Origin of the sequence: Pseudoalteromonas arabiensis (assembly GCF_001550155.1) — a bacterium.
Classification (GTDB): Bacteria; Pseudomonadota; Gammaproteobacteria; order Enterobacterales; family Alteromonadaceae; genus Pseudoalteromonas; species Pseudoalteromonas arabiensis.
The window spans coordinates 260,623-282,206 of the sequence record NZ_LRUF01000024.1; the positions used below are offsets into that span (position 1 = coordinate 260,623).

General features: G+C 41.5%; 19 protein-coding genes. 16 read left to right on the forward strand and 3 right to left on the reverse strand.

Annotated elements, in window-relative coordinates; all coding sequences use genetic code 11:
* Nucleotides 1-14 precede the first annotated feature (14 nt).
* The 12 genes from flgE (at nt 15) to fliD (ending at nt 14,843) form a co-directional block, all read left to right on the forward strand.
* On the forward strand, nt 15-1,382 hold the full coding sequence (flgE, locus tag PAARA_RS14365; protein ID WP_062569705.1) for a flagellar hook protein FlgE: 1,368 nt from the start codon (nt 15-17) through the stop codon (nt 1,380-1,382).
* Between the two features lie 193 nt (nt 1,383-1,575).
* Complete coding sequence (locus tag PAARA_RS14370; protein ID WP_062569706.1) at nt 1,576-2,340, forward strand: flagellar basal body rod protein FlgF; 765 nt, start codon at nt 1,576-1,578, stop codon at nt 2,338-2,340.
* A 21-nt stretch (nt 2,341-2,361) separates the two neighbouring features.
* Nucleotides 2,362-3,150, forward strand: coding sequence for a flagellar basal-body rod protein FlgG (flgG, locus tag PAARA_RS14375; RefSeq protein ID WP_062569707.1), 789 nt, complete (start codon nt 2,362-2,364; stop codon nt 3,148-3,150).
* A gap of 15 nt (nt 3,151-3,165) precedes the next feature.
* Nucleotides 3,166-3,849 (forward strand): flagellar basal body L-ring protein FlgH, encoded by a 684-nt coding sequence (gene flgH, locus PAARA_RS14380; protein WP_062569708.1) that lies wholly within the window; start codon nt 3,166-3,168, stop codon nt 3,847-3,849.
* Nucleotides 3,850-3,861: 12 nt separating this feature from the next.
* Nucleotides 3,862-4,956 (forward strand): flagellar basal body P-ring protein FlgI, encoded by a 1,095-nt coding sequence (locus PAARA_RS14385; protein ID WP_062569709.1) that lies wholly within the window; start codon nt 3,862-3,864, stop codon nt 4,954-4,956.
* 125 nt (nt 4,957-5,081) lie between these two features.
* Nucleotides 5,082-6,038, forward strand: a complete 957-nt coding sequence (gene flgJ, locus PAARA_RS14390) for a flagellar assembly peptidoglycan hydrolase FlgJ (RefSeq protein ID WP_062569710.1) — start codon at nt 5,082-5,084, stop codon at nt 6,036-6,038.
* A 13-nt stretch (nt 6,039-6,051) separates the two neighbouring features.
* Nucleotides 6,052-8,049: a flagellar hook-associated protein FlgK gene (gene flgK / locus PAARA_RS14395; RefSeq protein ID WP_062569711.1), complete on the forward strand. Its 1,998-nt coding sequence runs from the start codon at nt 6,052-6,054 to the stop codon at nt 8,047-8,049.
* Between the two features lie 2 nt (nt 8,050-8,051).
* A complete protein-coding gene (flgL, locus tag PAARA_RS14400; RefSeq protein ID WP_062569712.1) occupies nt 8,052-9,305 on the forward strand; it encodes a flagellar hook-associated protein FlgL in 1,254 nt (417 codons plus the stop codon).
* Between the two features lie 234 nt (nt 9,306-9,539).
* On the forward strand, nt 9,540-10,946 hold the full coding sequence (locus PAARA_RS20915; RefSeq protein WP_062569713.1) for a flagellin: 1,407 nt from the start codon (nt 9,540-9,542) through the stop codon (nt 10,944-10,946).
* Nucleotides 10,947-11,425: 479 nt separating this feature from the next.
* Complete coding sequence (locus PAARA_RS20920; protein WP_062569714.1) at nt 11,426-12,823, forward strand: flagellin; 1,398 nt, start codon at nt 11,426-11,428, stop codon at nt 12,821-12,823.
* Between the two features lie 125 nt (nt 12,824-12,948).
* Complete coding sequence (locus PAARA_RS14415) at nt 12,949-13,359, forward strand: flagellar protein FlaG (protein ID WP_062569715.1); 411 nt, start codon at nt 12,949-12,951, stop codon at nt 13,357-13,359.
* 44 nt (nt 13,360-13,403) lie between these two features.
* The gene (gene fliD, locus PAARA_RS14420) at nt 13,404-14,843 is read left to right on the forward strand and encodes a flagellar filament capping protein FliD (protein WP_062569716.1); all 1,440 of its coding nucleotides are present in this window, start codon (nt 13,404-13,406) and stop codon (nt 14,841-14,843) included.
* A gap of 452 nt (nt 14,844-15,295) precedes the next feature.
* Here fliD and PAARA_RS14425 read toward each other — a convergent pair whose 3' ends face one another.
* Complete coding sequence (locus PAARA_RS14425) at nt 15,296-15,583, reverse strand: hypothetical protein (RefSeq protein ID WP_062569717.1); 288 nt, start codon at nt 15,581-15,583, stop codon at nt 15,296-15,298.
* Between the two features lies 1 nt (nt 15,584).
* Nucleotides 15,585-15,986, reverse strand: coding sequence for a flagellar export chaperone FliS (gene fliS / locus PAARA_RS14430; protein ID WP_062569718.1), 402 nt, complete (start codon nt 15,984-15,986; stop codon nt 15,585-15,587).
* Nucleotides 15,987-16,293: 307 nt separating this feature from the next.
* On the opposite strand from fliS, the gene PAARA_RS14435 reads away from it, so the two are divergent.
* Nucleotides 16,294-17,733, forward strand: coding sequence for a sigma-54 dependent transcriptional regulator (locus tag PAARA_RS14435; protein ID WP_062569719.1), 1,440 nt, complete (start codon nt 16,294-16,296; stop codon nt 17,731-17,733).
* Nucleotides 17,734-17,847: 114 nt separating this feature from the next.
* Here PAARA_RS14435 and PAARA_RS14440 read toward each other — a convergent pair whose 3' ends face one another.
* Nucleotides 17,848-18,435: a DNA-3-methyladenine glycosylase I gene (locus PAARA_RS14440; RefSeq protein WP_062569720.1), complete on the reverse strand. Its 588-nt coding sequence runs from the start codon at nt 18,433-18,435 to the stop codon at nt 17,848-17,850.
* Between the two features lie 128 nt (nt 18,436-18,563).
* Between PAARA_RS14440 and PAARA_RS14445 the strand changes: the two genes are divergently transcribed.
* The 3 genes from PAARA_RS14445 (at nt 18,564) to fliE (ending at nt 21,579) form a co-directional block, all read left to right on the forward strand.
* Nucleotides 18,564-19,676, forward strand: coding sequence for a sensor histidine kinase (locus PAARA_RS14445; protein WP_062569721.1), 1,113 nt, complete (start codon nt 18,564-18,566; stop codon nt 19,674-19,676).
* Nucleotides 19,673-21,079 (forward strand): sigma-54-dependent transcriptional regulator, encoded by a 1,407-nt coding sequence (locus tag PAARA_RS14450; RefSeq protein WP_062569722.1) that lies wholly within the window; start codon nt 19,673-19,675, stop codon nt 21,077-21,079. Before PAARA_RS14445 ends, PAARA_RS14450 begins: the two co-directional genes overlap by 4 nt.
* Before the next feature lie 167 nt (nt 21,080-21,246).
* A complete protein-coding gene (gene fliE, locus PAARA_RS14455; RefSeq protein WP_062569723.1) occupies nt 21,247-21,579 on the forward strand; it encodes a flagellar hook-basal body complex protein FliE in 333 nt (110 codons plus the stop codon).
* Nucleotides 21,580-21,584 lie beyond the last annotated feature (5 nt).

Here is a 21,584-nt window from a genome sequence, read left to right on the forward strand (position 1 = left end):
TTTAGAGGTGAATTATGAGCTTCAATATTGCATTAACCGGACTTGCTGCCGCGCAAAAAGATTTAGATGTAACAGCAAATAATATTGCGAACGTTAATACGACAGGCTTTAAAGAATCACGAGCTGAATTTGCAGATGTATATGCATCTTCAGTGTTTAGCTCAGGTCGAACTAAAAATGGTGACGGTGTGCAAACAACCATGGTGGCTCAACAGTTCCATCAGGGGTCACTACAGTTTACTAATAACTCGCTTGATTTAGCCATCACTGGTGAAGGTTATTTCGCGATGAGCCAAGAGCTAGGTGCTCAAGATTTTACTTATACGCGCGCTGGTGCCTTTAAGCTAAATAAAGATAACTTTGTTGTTGATGCTAAAGGAAACTACTTACAAGGTTTCCCTGTGGACCCTGCAACAGGCGATACAACGTCAGTGAGCTTAAGTACCTCTTCAGCTATTCAAATCCCAGACTCATCAGGCTCGCCGCGTTCAACAAATAACGTGTATTCATCGTTCAATCTAGATTCACGTTCTACTACGCCAACAGTGACGCCTTTTGATCCTGAGACAAGTGCGTCGTATAACAGTTCGACATCGACAACGATATATGACTCACTGGGTGAGCCGCACGTATTACAGCTTTATTTTGTTAAAACAGATGCGACTGTAACGGGGAATGACAATGAGTGGCAAGTGTATGCTACGCTTGATGAGAAATCATTTAGCCCAGCAGGTGTTGAAGAAACAGCAGCACCTTACACACCATTATCGACATTTCAATTTGATTCAAGTGGTTTGCCATTAAACACAAATGGTGCACCAAACACAGATGCTACCTTCAACCCACTTTCTATCCCAAATGGTGCGGGTGCTGGGGTTGGTTTATCTGACTTATTATCAAATGGTGCGAGTTTCCCTGAAGACGTTAATATTAACTGGCGTGATGAAGCAGGTACTACGAATAAAATACCAACCCAGTATGCCAGCCGCTTTGAAGTGAAAGCACTTGAACAAGATGGCGCAACAGTGGGCCGCCTAGCAGGTATTGATATTGGCACAGATGGTAAGGTTGTTGCTTCGTACAGTAATGGTGATACCTCATTCTTAGGGCAAGTTGCCATGGTTCGTTTTTCTAATTCACAAGGCTTACAACAAGTGGGCGATACATCGTGGAAGAAAAGCTTAACCTCTGGTGAGCCTATTGCTGGGGAGCCAGGTTCAGGTACACTTGGTACTGTGAATTCTTCTGCTCTTGAGCAGTCAAACGTGAACTTAACAACTGAGTTAGTTGATTTGATTAGTGCACAGCGTAACTTCCAAGCAAACTCGCGTGCGCTTGAAGTGAACTCAACACTGCAACAAAATATCTTACAGATCCGTTAATAATAGCGGATCTTCAACTCAATCCGACACAAGGGCTGCTCTTTAATAGGCAGCCTTTTTCATTTTAGTCATATAGGCCCACACCGCTACAACAGAGAGCTTTACATTCCATAGGCGCTTAAATAAGGCGTCAATTTTACTTTGGCACTGTTATTGCATTTATCAAATATCGTATTTTTAATGAGTCAATGTTATGGACAAAATGGTCTACATTGCCATGTCGGGTGCTAAGCAAAGTATGCGAGGTCTAGCCCTAAAGGCTAATAACCTAGCGAATGCTAACACCACTGGCTTTAAAGCTGATTTTGCACAAGCCCGCTCTATGCAAGCATTTGGTGAAGGCATGCCTACACGCGTGTTTTCTATGCAAGAGCGACCTGGCTCAAATATGGAGTCGGGTGGGTATGTTGAGACTGGGCGCGATCTTGATGTTGCATTGAGCGATAGAGGTTGGCTAAGTGTTCAAGATGCCTCAGGTAACGAAGCTTATACAAAAGCCGGCACATTAAACATTACTCCCGATGGCGCATTAATGACCAGCCATGGACGTCAAGTTATTGGCGAAGGTGGTCCGATTATTTTGCCACTGCCGATTGAAAAAGTTGAATTTAGTTCTGATGGTTCTATACAAGTTCGACCTCAAGGTGCGCCAGCAAACTTTTTAGAAGTCGTTGACAGACTTAAGGTTATTGAGGCTGACAACACGCAACTTGAAAAAGGTAATGATGGCTTATTTCGGCCAAAACCAGAGACCTTAGTGAATGGTCAATGTACCTTTTGTGATGTGTCAGAAAATGTAGAGGTGTTATCAGGCACACTTGAAATGTCCAATGTGAATCCTGTACATGAAATGGTCGATATGATCAGCCATCAACGCCAATTTGAATTACAAGTTAAATTGATGAAAACAGCGGAAGAGATTGATGAACGTCAAGATCAGCTGTTACGCATCGTTTAATAGCACTGAGAGGGTAGAATTATGAATCCTGCATTGTGGATCAGTAAAACAGGGCTTGATGCCCAACAAACCGATATTTCGGTGATTTCAAATAATCTCGCGAATGCCAGTACGGTAGGCTATAAAAAAAGCCGTGCTGTATTCGAAGATTTACTATATCAAAATATCAATCAGCCTGGTGGTCGCTCATCACAAGATACTGAGATGCCATCAGGTTTAATGCTTGGTGCGGGTGCAAAAGTTGTTGCGAACCAAAAGAACTTTTCGCAAGGTAACATGCTTACTACCGAAAACTCACTCGACTGGATGATTTCAGGCCCCGGCTTTTTCGAAGTACAACTGCCTGATGGAAATATTGCTTACTCACGTAATGGTCAATTTACAACCGATGAAGATGGCCGAATTGTAACCTCAGGTGCGGGTTTCCCTATTCAGCCTGAAATGAATGTTCCTGACGATGCACAATCAATCACTGTTTCACAAGACGGTGAAGTATCCGTGCGGGTGGCAGGACAAGCAGAAAATGTCGTGATTGGTCAGCTTACAATCAGTGATTTTATTAATCCGTCGGGTTTAGAGCCGATGGGGCAAAACCTGTATACAGAAACTGCTGTAAGTGGTGCGCCTGTGCAAGGTAATCCAGGTATTGATGGCTTAGGCACTGTGGTTCAAGGATCACTTGAAACGTCGAACGTTAATGTAACCGAAGAGCTTGTTAATCTGATTGAAACGCAACGAATTTATGAAATGAATTCAAAAGTGATTTCAGCGGTTGATGAAATGCTTAGCTATATTAATCAGCAGCTTTAATGGGTAGGAGGTCGCATGCGTAATATTATCTTAGTCACATCGGCAGCATTTATGTTAGGTGGTTGTATGTCAACACAGAACCACCATGTGGTTCAGGATGACCCTTACTATGCACCTATGTATCCAGAGCCTTCTGCTGAACAAATGGTACCAACAGGTTCATTGTTTGATAGTTATCTGTCAAATGATCTGTATTCAGATAAAAAAGCACTCAGAACAGGCGATATTATTACTGTTAAGTTGCAAGAGTCTACGCAAGCATCGAAAGCGGCAAAAACTGAAACAGATAAAGAAACGGATGCCAGCTTAGATCCGGTTATCGGCTTAGGTGGAAACCCAGTTAATATAGGCGGAGATAGCATCCAGTTTGGCATTGGCTCAGGTTCATCGTTTAAAGGCGATTCAAAGTCAAACCAGTCTAATAGCTTATTTGGTGATATATCCGTCAATGTAATGCGCGTTTTGCCTAATGGCAATTTAGTGATCCGCGGTGAAAAGTGGTTAACCTTAAATACAGGCGAAGAATTTATTCGTTTAGAAGGCTTAGTTCGCCCTGAAGATGTCACTGCCGATAATACAGTCACATCAAATCGCATTGCGAATGCACGAATTCAATATTCAGGAAAAGGGCAAATGCAAGAGTCGCAAAGTGCTGGATGGCTTTCACGATTCTTCAGCAGTTCACTTTTTCCTTTTTAGAGGTAACACATCATGAATGGGGTTAAATACATCATCGCACTTTGCTTACTTAGTTTGCAGTTTAGTGTGCAGGCTGAGCGGGTTAAAGATGTCTCTATGGTTGAAGGTGTTCGCTCTAACCAATTAGTTGGCTATGGTCTGGTTGTTGGTTTGCCAGGTACTGGTGAGCAAAGCCGTTTTACTGAACAAAGCTTTAAAGCCATGCTCAATGGTTTTGGCATAACTTTGCCGGCGAGTTTAAAGCCAAAAATTAAAAATGTTGCCGCCGTTGCTGTGCATGCAGAACTGCCTGCATTTAGAAAGCCTGGCCAAACAATTGACATCACTGTTTCTTCAATTGGTAGTGCAGGTAGTTTACGTGGCGGTACATTACTGCAAACCTTCTTAAAAGGGGTGGATGGCAACACCTATGCGATTGCCCAAGGTAGCCTTGTCGTCGGTGGGTTAGGGGCAGAAGGTGCTGACGGTAGCCGTGTTATTATCAATACACCCACTGTTGGGCGTATTCCAAATGGCGCAACGGTTGAGAGAGCAGTTAAAAGCCCGTTTATGCAAGGTGACTACATTACCTTTAATTTGAATCGCCCAGATTTCACAACAGCAAAAAGATTAGAGCAAACAATTAATGACTTAGTTGGTCCAAATAGCGCGCAAGCAATTGATGCGGCGTCAGTGAGAGTGCTTGCACCTCGTGATGCATCGCAGCGTGTTGCTTATTTATCAACACTTGAAAATTTGGAGTTCAAGCCTGCTGACACTGCAGCAAAAATTATTGTTAATTCACGTACAGGCACAATAGTGATTGGTAAGAATGTTAAGTTGCAACCGGCGGCGATAACGCATGGTGGATTAACCGTTACCATTGCTGAGCAGCAAAATGTTTCGCAGCCAAACGCATTTAGCGAGGGTGAAACAGTTGTGACTAATCAAAGTATTATCGATGTTAACCAAGATGATTCTCGTGCATTTGTATTTAATCCGGGAATTAGTCTTGATGATCTGGTGCGTGCTATTAACGAAGTAGGGGCAGCCCCAGGTGACTTAATGGCCATTCTTGAAGCTCTTAAGCAAGCAGGGGCCATAAACGGGCAACTTGTGATTATTTAATTAACTAAAAACGCGCGAAAGCGCGTTTTTAGTCTCTGCGTTATTATTCTACATTCTTTTCTCTTATTTGTTGGCTCATTTTTTGCATTTGATTGGGTATTAATAATTATTGTGTCAAAAAGCTGATGGATACTAATCATCTCGACAAGCAAAACTTTTTTGATTTAGGTAACTTAGACTCATTACGTCAAAGTGCCCTAAAAAATGATGCCTCTAGCGATGCGTCAAAAGAAGCGCTAAAAAAGGCGGCGGCACAATTTGAATCTATCTTCACACAAATGCTCTTGAAGAGCATGCGTAAAGCGAATGAAGCGTTCGAAGATAAAGACAGTCCTTTTAACACCAGTGGCGTAAAGTTTTTTGAAGAAATGCATGATCAGCAGCTATCAGTCGAGCTGTCTTCAAATGGCTCATTGGGTTTAGCAGATCTTATTGTTCAGCAGTTATCGCCTGATGGCAAAAAATTTATGCCAGGCTCTGTGCTTAGGACTACAACTGAGTTTAACAGTGATAGACGTGCAAGTGGTGTTGAACAGCCAGATACGACGACTAAAGCTGTCGAGACTACGTCAGCCAATGAACAAACTGAAAATCGCTTTGATGATGCTGAATCATTTATCAGTACGGTGTGGGAACATGCTAAAAATGCAGCTGAGAAAATTGGTTTAAACCCTGCTGTCATGGTTGCGCAAGCTGCCCTTGAGACAGGTTGGGGAAAACACATTATTAGTAAAGCAGACGGCACCAGTAGTAACAACTTATTCAATATTAAATCTGATAAAAGCTGGCAAGGTGACAAAGCAAGCAAACTTACTTTGGAGTTTGAGCAAGGTGTGCCTGTTAAGAAACAAGCCAGTTTTCGCTCTTATCAATCAATTAAAGAAAGTGTTCATGATTTTGTGGATTTCCTCAATGAGAATCCTCGTTATCAAGAAGCACTTGAAAACACCGCAGAGCCTGCAGCATTTTTAGATTCTTTACAAAAAGCAGGTTATGCAACAGACCCAAATTATGCCGATAAAATAAAGCAGGTGCTAAAGCGTGTTGAGCTTCAAAGTGTTGCTGCTTCATTGGTACGTTAAGGAGTAAGCCCTCATGTCATTTAATATTTATGACATTGCAAATGCTGGTATAAGAGCAAACTCACAGTTGCTGCAAACCACCAGTAAAAATATAGCAAATGTTAATACAGAAGGCTATGTACGTGAGCGAACAGAATTTACTACCATGATCGACAATCAAGTTGGTCGTGGTGAAACTTATCGTTTACTCAATGAGTTTGCGCAAAAACAGCTCAATCGTGACACGTCAAGTAAAGCATTTTTTGACCAATTTGTAACTGAAGCAAGCCGCATGGATAGCTTATTTTCAGAAGAGTCAAATAGTGTATCAACCAGTGTTAATTCGTTTTTTAATAATATTCAAGAAAGCCTAAATCAGCCATCGTCAAATGTTGCGCGTTCTTTAGTGATGACAGATGCACAGAATCTAATTGATCAAATGGATAGACTATCGGGGATTGTTTCAGAGCAAAAAGCGGTTGTGAATGAGCAGCTAGAAATCTTTTCCGAAGAAGCGAATAATTTAATTCAAAGTATAAGTGAACTGAATTCACAAATTGTTGCTGTTGATGGCACTGACCGTGAGTCACTTTCAAGTAGCCTTTATAATGAACGTGATAAAGCGATTCGTGATTTATCAGAATTAATTGATATTGAAACGTTGGATGGAAGTAACGGTGAAAAACAAGTTTATTTAGGCACAGGCGAAGCCTTAGTTATGGAAAATGGTACATTTAATTTATTTTCTTTAACAGGCGATCCTGATCCGAGTTTTCAAGAACTTAAGTTAGATGTCAATGGTGGCAAAGCTGTGCCGCTTGAGGTAGATACGGGTAAATTAAAAGGCAAAATTGGTGGTCTTTTATCATTTCGTGATGACATCCTCGTGCCGGCACACAACCAGCTTGGTCAAATGGGGTTGGCGCTTGCTGATGCATTCAACCAACAGAATCACCTAGGTATGACTGCAAATGGTGAAATGGGCGGAGATATTTTTGCTATCCCTTCAACCAATGGCCTTGCGTATCAGGCAAATACGGGTAACGCATCAATGACGGCAACTGTTGAAGCTGGGTTTGGTAGTTCACTACCAGCCAGTGATTTTGTGATTAGTTATACCAGCCCTACGACAGTGGAAATCCAAGCGGTTGATAATAAAGGTGAGCCAATTGGTGCAGTAACAACCGCAGATGTTGTGGGTGGGGTTATTGACTCTTCAACTATTACACCTGCCGGTGGTGAGTCATTTGGTTTAGAGCTCAATGTTTCTGGCACGGCGAATGTCGGTGATAAGTTTATGGTTAAATTAAACTCTCACGCTTCTGGCAATTTAGAGCTGGCTACAAACAGACCCGAAGACTTAGCGCTTGCATCGCCTATTCGCACTGCTAATGATATCAACAACACCAGTGATGCCAGTATTTCTGCCGGAACAGTAACCGATGCAGGCTATTTTGGTTCTCCAGTCAGTTTACCTAATGGCAGTATTACAATTTCTAAAACTGCAGAGCCAGATGAATATACAGTGTCTGATGGGGTTAATACTGAAACATTCAACGGAACACCGCCATTAAAAAATGTACTTTCAGCTGCAGGCGGTAATTTTGTAAATTACGGTTTTGATTTCGATATAGAAGGTACACCTGCTTTAGGTGATACATTTACTGTGGAAGCAAATGAAGGCGGAATTGACGATAACCGTAATGGTTTATTGCTTGCTGATATTCAGAATTCAAATATCGTGAGACGAAATGTTGACGGCTCAGCAGATAATAATCATCAGACCGTTAATCAAGCCTATACTGGTTTAGTGTCTGATATTGGTGTTGTTACAGGGCAAGCTCAAACGAATGGCGCGGCTTTTACAGCGTTGGCTGAGCAATCTGAAGCATGGTATGAGTCTTTGTCGGGTGTAAACCTAGATGAAGAAGCTGCTAACTTGCTTCGTTTTCAACAATCTTATGCGGCGTCTGCACAAGTGCTTGCGACTGCCCGTTCAGTTTTTGATACCTTATTAAGTGCGGCGAGGTAATTATGCGTTTATCTAATAATTTAATGTACCAAAGCAGTATCAACAAAATTCTTGAAGGGCAGCAAGGTGTTGCTAATGCACAAGAGCGCGTGAATACTGGACAAAAATATTTATCGACTTCAGAAAGCCCGTCTGCCTACTCGCAAGCATCTTTATTTACAAATAAAATCCAGACAAACGAGCAGTATACTAAAAATATTAATCAACTGAATGGCCGATTAGAAACAGAAGAGAGTGTACTACAAAATATTAATACCACCATTCAGGCTGCGCAAGAGCTAACAATTCGTGCCGGTAATGGAGCAATGAGCCAAACAGACTTACAAACCATTGCCAGCGAGCTGGAGGAGCTGCAAAAGTCTTTGCTCAGCTCAATGAATAGCCAATCTGAAGATGGCAAGTATATTTTTTCTGGTTATCAAGATAGCACGCAAACATACAGCCTGAATACGCTAACTGGCTTATATGAATATCAAGGCGATCAGGGACAGCATAAAGTAACAATAGCTAAAGGTGTTGATGTTCGCTCAAGTGATAATGGTTTTACTGCGTTCGAAAAAGTGAATGCCCGCCTTGATGTGGTATCAAATGAGGGAACAGCGGCAGGCGGTGTTACATCGGGTACAGTGTATGTCAAAAAACAAGCTGATTTTGATAAGTTCCATCAAGCGAATTACGACTTGAACCCGACGGCATTGCCTGCAGATAATACATTTCAAGTCGAACTTGTTCCGGGTGTTAACCCTGGTGACCCTGACACCTATGTTATTAATGATGGCTATGGTAATCCAATCACCCCAGCAGTGACTGGTGAATACACAGGCGAGCCAATTGAATATGCCGGTATGGAGTTTAAGCTAGAGGGCGCAGCCCCTGGTACGTTTGATTTTTCGTTGCAACAACCGCAAAAAGAAAATGTACTCAATACCATGCAAAACCTGATCACTAGCCTTAATAGTGGTCTTGAAGGCGATGAGCTGCACGATGCACTCGCTGATGGCTTAGTACAATTACAAAATGCCAGTGATCAAGTTGTGTTTACCCAAGCAAGTTTAGGTGCCCGCATGAACTTGGTTGAACAAGTGACGGATTCAAATAGCGCGTTAGATATTAATAATAAAGAGAGTAAAGCAAACCTAGTTGAAGTAGACATGGCCGAAGCGATTAGCGACCTAACGAAACATGAAACAGCGTTGCAGGCATCACAAGCAACTTTTGGGCGCTTAGCCAACTTAACATTGTTTGATTATTTATAGTGACAAAACATCGGAAATAGTTTGCCTATTTCTAAAAAAGCCAGTGGCAATAAATTGTCACTGGCTTTTTTATTATAAGCTTTATTATAAAGAGTCAATTAAAAGTTATTATAAAACAAGATGTTAAAATTTATTTTTGAGCTGGCACGCTTCCTGCTTTATGTGTTTTACAAAGCGCGTGGTTCCTCACATTATCATTGGACCACAGCCTAATTAAAACTAGGAGATGGTAAAATGGCATTAACAGTCAATACTAATGTGTCGTCACTAAACGCACAGCGTAATCTGAATAAATCAAGTCAAGGTTTAACAACCTCAATGGAACGCTTAGCGTCAGGTATGCGTATTAATAGCGCCAAAGACGATGCTGCGGGCCTACAAATTTCAAACCGTTTAACATCACAAATAAACGGTCTTGCAGTCGCACAGCGTAACGCAAATGATGGTATCTCAATGGCGCAAACAGCTGAAGGTGCGATGCAAGAGTCTACCAGTATCTTACAACGTATGCGTGAGCTTGCGCTTCAAGCTGCAAATGGTTCAAACTCAGCAGAAGATAGAGACGCGCTACAGCAAGAAGTTACAGCATTACAAACAGAATTAACTCGTATCTCTGATACAACAACGTTCGGTGGTGTACAGCTACTCGATGGAACCTTTGGTACTAAGCAATTCCAAGTGGGCTCAGATGCGAACCAAACGATTGATGTAACACTTGAGAGCACAGCTGCGGGTGATATCGGCTCACATGAAGTGAAAGGTGGTGGGTCAGTTTTTGGTGAGTTTAATAACTCAACACTTGCAACAGAGTTTGCTAATGGTACTGGTGGCAGCGTAACTTTCTCTGGTTATAAGGGTGCTTATACACATACCTATGCAAATACACAATCAGCAGTGGATGTGGCTGAGGCAATTAATGCAGAAAATACAGGTATTGAAGCAAAAGCCTATGTGAATGTAACAATCGACAATTTAGGTGTTGATGATGATGGTACTTTAAACGTAGGTACTAAATCTTATGATTTAGCAACGTTTGCGGGTAACGCGGAACGTTTATCTGAAGAGCTTGCTAAAGATGGCTTTAATGTAAAATTTGATGCAGATACAGGCTCTATTGATCTAACTGCTGAAGGTGTGAATGGGGTTGAAATCACAGGTTCAACGCTACCAGGTGCTACGGTGCAGTTAGATGGTAATGCAACAGCAGCTGATGTGAGTAAAACGTCTGAACTAAGACTTACCTCAACTCAACAGTTTACAGTGGGTGATGATGGTACGGCAGACGCGGCAGAACTTGTTGCAGGAACTGCCTCTACGTTATCTACTGTTAAAGATATTGATATTGCATCGTCTCAAGATGGTGCGCAAAGTGCTATTGATGTTATTGACTCGGCAATTGCACAAATTGACAGTATTCGAGCTGGACTTGGTGCGGTACAGAACCGTTTTGGTCACACAATTAGTAACTTAGCGAATGTTGCTGAAAACGTATCGGCTTCACGTAGCCGTATTCAAGATACTGACTTTGCAACAGAAACAGCGCACATGACGAAAAACCAAATCTTGCAACAAGCGGGTACGTCAATTTTGTCGCAAGCGAATCAAATACCACAAGCAGCAATCAGCCTATTGGGTGGCTAACATTAGTTGTTACTTTAAAAACGCACTCACTGAGTGCGTTTTTTGTTTTAAGCGTCAGATCTTTTACTATTCTAAGTGGATATCGATAATTAGATTTTGCCAAGAGAGCTTACGAGTTACTTTATCTTGAAATAGCTATTAATAAGTACGATGAGTAATAGTTGTGACTCTTGGTCGCACGGTTTTATTAAGCATCACTGCATTAGTAGAAAACGTAATAATGGCTCTTTTAAGCCATAAATGTAGGGATTGAATGCAAAACATCTTCTTTATATAGACGGTTTAATGAATAATAAAATTCAATAATTTTAAACAGTTAAATTATTTCCTAATAAAAATATCAATTTTTTTGAAAAAAAGTCTAAAGATAAATCTTCACCTGCCGTTAACTTAACCAGTACAGAGCTTGAACATACAATTGTGAAAGTTCTTGGTTAAATCAATACAGATATATTACGAAAGTAATCAGGAGTTTTATCATGGCTTTATCAGTAAATACAAATGTATCTTCATTAAATGCTCAACGTAACTTGTCTCGTTCAAGTGAAGGCTTAGCAACTTCAATGGAACGTTTAGCATCAGGTATGCGTATCAACAGCGCAAAAGATGATGCGGCAGGCCTACAAATTTCAAACCGTTTAACTTCACAGGTAAATGGTCTAGCAGTAGCGCAACGTAATGCTAACGACGGTATCTCAATGGCACAAACTGCTGAAGGTGCGATGAATGAGTCAACAAGTATCCTTCAACGTATGCGTGAGCTAGCACTACAATCAGCTAACGGTTCAAACTCTGCTGAAGACCGTGATGCACTTCAAGAAGAAGTTGTAGCACTACAAACAGAATTAACACGTATCGCTGATACAACGACATTCGGTGGTGTAAAACTACTAGACGGTAGCTTTGGTACAAAACAGTTCCAAGTTGGTTCAAATGCTAACCAAACAATTGACATCACATTAGATGGTACAAGCTCAACGGATCTTGGTGCAAATGAAATCAAAGGTGCAGGTACTACTTTTGGTGTAGTAGCAGCAGATACACTTGCAGCCGGTAATGTTCCAACAGCGGGTGATGTAACATTCTCTGGTTATAAAGGTGCAGCAACAATCGCTGTAGGTGCAACTGACTCTGCGAAAGACGTGGCAGATGCTTTAAATGCTGAAAACACAGGTATTGAAGCTGAAGCATATGTTGAAGTACAGATTGCTGCGCTGAGTGTAGACGACGACGGTACACTGAATATTGGTGATGAGTCTTATGACTTAGCTGATTACGCAGGTAACACTGAGCGTTTATCTGAAGACCTTGCTAAAGCTGGTTTTGATGTAACTTACGACGCAGACGCAAATACAATTGACCTAAAAGCAACTGATGTTGATGGTGTTGAGATTGTTGGTTCAACTGCGGGTACTGTTACTTTAGGTGGTACTGCAGCGGGTACGGGTGATGTATCTAAAACATCAGAGCTTCGCCTAACATCAACTCAGTCGTTCACAGTGGGTGATGACGGTACTGCGGATACAGCTGAGCTACTATCTGGTGCAACTTCAACGTTGAATGATGTTAACAGCATCGATATTTCAACAAGCCAAACATCTGCTCAAGAAGCAATTGATGTTATTGACTCGGCAATTGCACAGATTGATAGCCAACGTGCGAGCCTAGGTGCGGTTCAAAACCGTTTTGGTCACACAATCAGTAACCTTGCAAACATCTCTGAAAACGTATCTGCTTCACGTAGCCGTATTCAAGATACTGACTTTGCAACAGAAACTGCGCACATGACTAAAAACCAAATCTTGCAACAAGCAGGTACATCAATCTTGTCGCAAGCGAACCAATTACCACAAGCAGCGCTTAGCTTAATTGGTTAATAGTGTGATTAGTTACAACAACTAATGGTTAAGTCAGCATTAGTTAACTAAAATAAAAAGGAGATTGGCTTAGCTAATCTCCTTTTGTTGTATTAGCCATAGGGTAAAATGTTTAAGGAGGCGTTATGAGTGCAATAACCCAAAGCCCTGATTTTGCAGTGGCTCCGCAAAAAGCTGATGATAAGTTAGCTGCGAGTCCACAACTGACAGCAACGGCGGTTGATGAATTAAATAAAACGGAAAATACACTTCAACAACAAACAGAGCAAAATAATCAACAAGTGCAACAAAGCGGTGAAAAAGATGAGTTGGGCCGCGAGCAGCTTGAGAAAATGGCGCAACAATTGCAAGACTTCATGGGCGAAATGAATCGCAGTTTGCAGTTTCAAGTTGATGAAGAGTCGGGCCGTGATGTTATTAAAGTGGTTGATAAAAACAGTGGTGAGCTAATTAAGCAATACCCATCTGAAGAAGTGTTGAGCCTAGTGGCTAAACTTTCAGAAACCGCTGGTTTTTTAATTGATCAAACAGCTTAGCTTTTTGCTACTTTGATTTAAATAGGTAATTAAGAGGATGTGTTATGGCTATTTCATTTAATGGTTTAGGTTCAGGTTTAGCAGTATCAGATATTGTTGATGCGTTAGTTAATGCTGAGCGCACCCCTTTTACTTCACGTTTAAATAAAAGAGAAGCAACGTTAACAACGGATATTTCAGCAGCTGGTGCACTCAAATCAGCACTTGAAAAACTGCAAACCTCAATGGAAGCATTGGGCGATGTTGAAAACTACCAAAGAAGAAGTATTTCTGGTGGTGATGACTTTCTTTCCGTTGAATCAGATAAAGATGCTCAGCCTGGTGGTTATAATGTAAAGGTTGATGCGCTCGCACAAGCACATAAGCTGTCATCACCAGCTTTTGCTGCGGATGAGCCGATTGGTAGTGGCGTTATTACCATTAGCTCAGGCGAGAATAGTTTTTCTACTGTATTGTCACCAACAAATACATTAGAGGATTTACGAGACCAAATAAATAATGGACCATTCACGGGCACTGATAGTAATGACTCTGTGACAGCAACAATAGTAACTACGGACGCTGGACAGCATTTAGTATTAACAAGTAAAGAAACCGGTGAAGAAAATGCCATCAGCATTACAGTGCAAGATGGTGATGGTAACAACACTGATACAGGTGGTCTTTCTCGCTTAGCATATGATGTATCAGATGCCGACCCTGCTAATCACGTCACTAACTTAACCGAAGTTGATGCCGCACAGAATGCACAAATTACCATTGATGGCACACTCACCGTGACGAGTAACACAAATGAGTTTAAGAATGTTATCGATGGCGTAGATATTACAGCTAAAAAAGCACATGGCACAGATGATGATGACAGCTCATTAAAAGTTACAGAGAATAATAGCAACATCAAGGCTGGCTTAAACAGTTTTATTGAAAGCTACAATGAGTTACTTGAGCTTAGCAATAACCTTGGTCGCTCAGGCGAAGACGGAGCTGGGGTCATGGCTGGTGATTCTATGCTTCGTGGTGTGATGTCAAAACTTCGTCAACAGCTAACCAATGAAGTTGGCTTGAGTGATGGCAGTAGCTTGTCATTATCTAAGCTTGGGGTTGAAGCAGACCGTTACGGTAAACTGACCTTAGATGCAGAACGTTTAGATGAGCAAGTAAAAGCAGATGTGGATTTAGTTCAAGAATTCTTTTTAGGTGACGATGAAGACGAGGGCGGCTTTGCGCAGTCGTTTGATGAGCTTATGAGCTTTTATACTGACTCTGATGGTATTGTTCAAAACAGAATTGACAGTAAACAAACTCAGTTAGATGGTTTAGATGATGAGCGCGTTGATTTTGCAAGAAAAATGGAATCTTTAGAGTCTCGTTTATATGCACAATATAACAGCATGGATTTACTGGTTGCACAGCTAAACTCAACCAGTAGTTATGTTCAAGCGCAGCTTGATAATATGCCTGGGGTTGTTAAAAAGAGTAATTAGTACACTTAGCACCTTTCCTTATTTAAGCGCCAACTTCTTTGGCGCTTTTTAGTTTTTGGCGTACAAACTATTTTTTATCAAGTATTACGCTTTGCTTGAAAACCCTCACAAACATAATCAGTTTACCCACGTTGCACCCTTATGCTGCGAAAATGAATAACAAAAGTGGTATTAACCTAGGGGGTAGTCGCGACTTTATGTCGCGCAATTGATACAGCAAGAGTGATATTAATCAGTATCGTAGTCGCGACTTTATGTCGCGCAATTGATACAGCAAGAGTGATATTAATCAGTATCGTAGTTGCACCTTTATGTCGCGCAATTGAGACAGCACAAGTAATATTAACCCGTGATGTAGTCGTGCTTTTATGTCGCGTAATTGAATAGCAAAAGTGATATTAACCCGTGGTGTAGTCGCGCAATTGAGGTAATAAAAACAACTAAACGCTTGATTAGCGCTTAGTTGCTTTGTATTTAGAGATAGCCTTGTTTGATTTTCGTTGGCTGAGAAGCTCTGCTTGTGTTTTGTCTCTTGCGCTTTTTAGTCTGGCCATGGCGGAAGAAATACGGGTTTGTATTGCTAAGAGCTCTTGTTCGGTTGGAGGTGTGCTACTTTCACACCAAGCCCTTAGCTTTTTATCTATAGCCACTAACGATTGGCTGGCAAGCTCAATCTCAGTTTTGTCTATATGCTCTGAAAGGGCTGTGAGCTGCTCGTCCAGAGCCAGATTATCAGGCATTTTATTGATCAGCTTTAGGTGTGCGCTCATCTGCTGGAATGGCATCCCAGCCTTCTTTTATTTCTTTGACGATTCGAATAACGTCATCAATTGCATCAATATCATTATTGATATTTGCTTCTGTTAGACGGCGTTGGCAAAAGTCGTAAAGTGATAAAAGGTTATTAGAAATTTCTCCGCCTTTCTCAAAGTTTAAAGCGTCTTGTAAAGCGCCAAACAATAAAATGCTACTAGAAATGTTCTCACCCTTTTTTTCCAGTTCTTTACGTTCAATAAAGCCCTTTGTTGCCGCTAATCTGCCAATGATATTATTGAAGATAAGGTTTATCTGCTCGTACGGTGTCATTTCGTTGATGTTGCTAACGCTAACCTGACTGTACTTTTTTACTGAGATGTGTGCCATGAGAAAATCCTATAATTAAAACACCAATTAATAAAACAAATCCAAGCAATATTAGTGCCATAGATAGTATCGGCAGAATTAACTTTTTCTTTATCTTAGTCTAGATGAATTATACAAATGTGCGTAGCTGCACTAAAGCAAAAACTTCTCTATTGAGTTAAGTTAGTAGTTTAGTATTGCTTTTTCTACTAAGTGACTATTTTTTGGCGTTGATGTCAATAAATTGCCGCTTTGCGCTTGCATCCCGTTCAAACTCGCTTACAATTTAAAAATTAACTAACCGAGTGGTAACTGTGGTTCGCCAATAATGATCTTAATTTTAGACAATAATAATAATCGTGCGATAGGTTTACATGCAGCACTTACCTTTATAGGTGAAGCTGTTCAATTGGTTGATGAGTCAACACTACAAACATTTTGTGAGAAGCATCAACAGCAAGAATGTATGGTGATTCTTGGGGCTTTACAGCAACTAAGCCATGAAACCGTTATAAAGCAGTTTCCTGCTATCCCATTCTTATTGATAGGTGAAACACTCAAGCCGTTATTGAGTATTGCTAACGTGGTGGGGTTAATTTGTGAACCCTTTAACCATGATGTAACTACCCAGCTTTTGCATGATTGTCAGCAATATCAACGTATGTTGCCAGGCGAGCATAAACAGTCTAAATCGCATAAATCATTTGATGGTTTAGTGGGTGAAACTGATGCAGTCAAAGACGTTCGCTTTTTAATTGAACAAGTCGCAAAAACAGATGCCAATGTGCTCATTTTAGGTGAATCTGGCACCGGTAAAGAAGTTGTCGCCCGTAATGTTCACTTATTGTCTAAGCGTAACACAGGACCATTTGTTCCAGTAAACTGCGGAGCAATCCCAGGGGAGTTACTTGAAAGTGAGTTATTTGGTCATGAAAAAGGCGCTTTTACAGGTGCGATTTCTGCACGTAAAGGTCGCTTCGAATTGGCCCAAGGTGGTACGCTCTTTTTAGATGAAATTGGTGACATGCCATTGCAAATGCAGGTGAAGTTACTACGTGTTTTACAAGAGAGAAGCTATGAGCGGGTAGGGGGGACTAAGCCTATTCAGGCTGATGTGCGCATCATTGCTGCAACCCACAGAAATCTTGAGGATATGATCGAAAAAGGGGATTTTCGTGAAGATCTTTTTTATCGCTTAAATGTATTTCCGATTGAAAACCCATCACTAAGTGAACGCGCAGACGATATTCCACTGTTATTAAAAGAGTTAATGCGCCGTGTAAACGAGCAAAGTGGCACCACAGCCAAGTTCACTGAGCGCGCGATTCAAAGTTTAAAAGAGCATGCGTGGCCTGGCAATATTCGAGAGCTGGCGAACCTTGTTGAGCGTATGGTAATCATGTTCCCTGATAAGGTCGTTGATGTACCAGACTTACCAAGCAAATACCGCTATATTGAAGTCGATGCCTATGAACCTGAATACCCTGAAGAGTTGATGGAGCGAGATGCCTTTAACGATATTTTCAGCAGTGGTTTTAGTGACTACGAGGACGAAGAGCCTGAACTTTCAGCCGCGTCAGCTGATTCAGGGTTATTACCTGAAGAAGGTATTGAGCTAAAAGAGTATTTAGCGGATTTAGAGATAAGCCTGATTAGCCAAGCCCTTGAGCGTTATGATTATGTGGTGGCACGTGCCGCTGAAATTTTAGGTGTACGCCGTACAACCCTAGTCGAAAAAATGAAAAAGTATAATCTGTCGCGAGATTAACCTGCTTTAGCTTTTCATTATTATCCAAAAAAAATGTGTAGGTCATATTAGCAACACGCTGTGATAGATGACCTACTTGTTTTTATTCGCTTCAAATTAACACTAATCGTGCAATCAATACTGCGCAATTATTTCAGCTTTTCTAAAACAACCATTACTGTGATCATTAACCATACCGCATGCTTGCATATGCGCATACACGGTTGTTGGTCCTAAAAATTTAAAGCCGCGCTTTTTTAGATCTTTAGCAAAAGCGGTCGAGGCTTCTGTAATTGCAGGGTAATCCTCTCGCTTTTCAAGGTTATTCACTAGTGGTTTACCACCTACAAACTGCCATTGATAGTTTGAGAAACTACCAAATTCTCGTTGAATCTCTAAAAAGCAGTTAGCATTGTTGATTGTTGCAGCAATTTTCAAACGATTACGGATAATGCTGTCATCTTGCATTAAACGTTCTATATCGCTTTCATTCATTTTGGCGACGTCATCGACGACAAAGTTTTTAAATGCTCTGCGATAACCTGCACGCTTTTTCAAAATAGTGTACCAACTGAGTCCTGCTTGTGCAGACTCAAGAGTAATGAACTCAAAAAGACGATGATCATCGTAGACGGGTACACCCCATTCTTCATCATGATAGGCCACATAATCTTCTTTACTGGTGTCGAGCCATGGGCAGCGACAAAGGTGTTCTTTTTGCATCGTTCCCTCGCAGTTGTCATTTTTTTGTCGTTGTTAAATTAACCTTTAATTTATTGAATTTAAACAATAATAAATTTGGTATGGTTTGTGCATTTACACTGTCAGACACGATTTTTGAGTAGTTAATTATGGCCTTGGCAAATGTACTAAAACCACAATTTATCACAGCTAATCAATATAACCCATGTTTACAGCAAGAAGAGTATGTGGGGGAATTAAGTGAGCTTCGCCAGCAAGCGAGTTGGCTTAGTCATTTGGTTGATACTATGCCTGCAGGTGTGGTGGTGCTAGATGGGCGCGGCATGATTGCAAAAGCAAATCAAATCGCGATAGACATGCTGGGTGAGCCATTAGAAGGTGAAAAGTGGTTTAGCGTTATTCAGCGCTCGTTTCGCCCTAAGCAAGATGATGGTCATGAGGTGTCACTAAAAGATGGTCGTTTAATCAAGCTCGATATTACAGCCCTAGCCCCTGAGCCTGGGCAACTCATCTTAATGACAGATTTGACCGAAACGCGCAGGTTGCAAAAGCGTGTAGCGCATATGCAGCGTTTAAGTGCCCTTGGCAAAATGGTTGCTTCTCTTGCTCATCAAGTCAGGACGCCGCTTTCAGCAGCTATGCTATATGCTGCAAACTTAGGCTCGAAGCGATTACCTGAAGCATCGCGTGGTAATTTCCATACTAAGTTAATGTCGCGTTTAAAAGATTTAGAAACCCAAGTGAATGACATGCTTTTATTTGCTAAAAGCGGTGAGCAGCAAGTTGTTGAAAGTGTCTCGATGCAACAGCTTTTAAGCGAAGTTAAAGCGGGTGCCGATGCAATGGTTGCCCAAAATCACAGCGAGCTTGTCGTTAGTTTACCTGAGCCAGATATCGAAATTGTCGGAAATAAAACCGCACTGGCAAGTGCCGTTCAAAACCTTATTCATAATAGTATTCAAATAATTGGCAGTCAGGCACGTGTTGAGCTGAGTGCTGAGCGAGATGACAAAGATGAAAATTGCGTGCGCATAAGTGTCAGCGACAATGGCCCAGGTATTGATACTCGTTTAGCAGATAAATTATTTGAACCGTTTTTTACCACTAAAAGCCAAGGTACAGGGCTTGGACTGGCTGTAGTCAGCTCAGTCGCCAATGCCCATCAAGGGCGGGTTGAAGTATATAACAACGCACATGGTGGTGCCTGTTTTAGTTTGATCTTGCCTATTAGTGCAGAACCTATGTTAGCGGAGGCAAAATGAGTACTCATCCTATTTTAGTCGTTGAAGATGACGCAGGCCTACGAGAAGCGCTGATTGATACACTAGAAATGTCAGGTATTGATTGTATTGCTGCCGATAGTGCCGAGCAGGCGATGGTCTTGTTAAAACAAAATACCTATGCATTGGTAGTCAGTGATGTGCAAATGGGCACTATGAGTGGTCTCGACTTATTGCGCAGCATTAAATTGAATTACCCAGAGTTGCCCGTTTTGATGATGACAGCGTATGCCACCATTGATGATGCGGTTGAAGCAATGCGCCTTGGTGCTATTGACTATATGGCCAAGCCGTTTGCGCCAGAAGTGCTCCTTAATATGGTCAGTCGTTATTTACCAGAGAAAGAAAAAGAGACCGAAGGCCCGATTGTCGCAGATCCATCAAGCATAAAGCTACTTGAGCTGGCCAGTAAAGTGGCTCGCTCTGACGCCAGTGTTATGGTGCTTGGCCCAAGTGGGTCAGGTAAAGAAGTCTTAGCGCGTTATATTCACGATAAATCAAGCCGTGCTGACGCGCCTTTTGTTGCAATTAACTGCGCAGCCATCCCCGAAAACATGCTTGAGGCAACATTATTTGGTTACGAAAAAGGTGCTTTTACAGGCGCTATTCAAGCTTGCCCAGGTAAATTTGAACAGGCGCAAGGCGGCACCATTTTACTTGATGAAATCACTGAGATGGACTTAGGGCTGCAAGCAAAATTACTGCGTGTATTACAAGAGCGTGAAGTGGAGCGACTGGGTAGCCGTAAAACGATTGAACTTGATGTCCGTGTTTTGGCAACCAGCAACCGTGATCTAAAAGACGCTGTTAGTAACAATTTATTCAGAGAAGACTTATACTATCGTTTAAATGTATTCCCACTGATGTGGCGGCCACTTGCTGAGCGTCCAGGTGACATTATTATTCTGGCTGAGCATTTGATTGAACGACACTGCTTGAAAAGCAAAGAGCCAATTGCACTGATTACAGAAGGCGCAAAGCAGAAGTTACTAGCACATGCGTGGCCTGGTAACGTACGTGAGCTTGATAATGTCATTCAACGGGCGCTCATTTTATGTGATGGCAACAGTATTCATGAGAATGATATTTTCATCGAAGAGTTGTTATCACCAAGTTCAGAGCCAACCCAATCGGCTCCATCACATAATGCCCCGATTTACCAAGAGCAGCCTGTAGAGCCTCAGCTTGCGAGTATTCCTCAAGTGAACGAGCAAGGTAATTATAAAGACGAACTCAAAGATAAAGAGCATCGTATTATCTTAGAGACGCTAGCCAAATGCCAAGGCAAACGCAAAGAGGTCGCTGAGACTTTAGGAATTAGTCCTCGTACACTTAGGTATAAGTTGGCGCAAATGCGTGACCTTGGGATCGCATTACCAGCCTAATCCATATTTTTTCTTACACAAACAAGCTCACATTATCGTGAGCTTGTTTGCTGTCAAAACTCTGACAACAACAAACTCAATAATAACCAATTGTTTTTATTGGTTTTTATTTGTGGCACGCTTTGTGCATTTTACTTATTAAGTGAACTGCATCGTCAGAGAGTATTATGAAAATTCAAAACAGCGCATTATTTCAAGAAATGCAATCTATGGCTCTAGAAGCGGGCCGTAGCCAGTCAGTTAATAACTTACCAACACAAGCTCAGCCGACTTCATCAGCACAGTTTGGTGATTTACTTAGTAATGCGCTTGATAACGTTAATGGCCTACAACAAGACGCTAAGCAAAAAGTCACCGCATTAGAGATGGGGGATCGCAGTGTTTCCTTGGCAGAAGTGATGATAGCTTCGCAAAAGTCTTCAGTGGCTTTTGAGGCGACGGTACAAGTAAGAAACAAACTTGTTGAAGCATATAAAGACATTATGAACATGCCTGTTTAACTAGG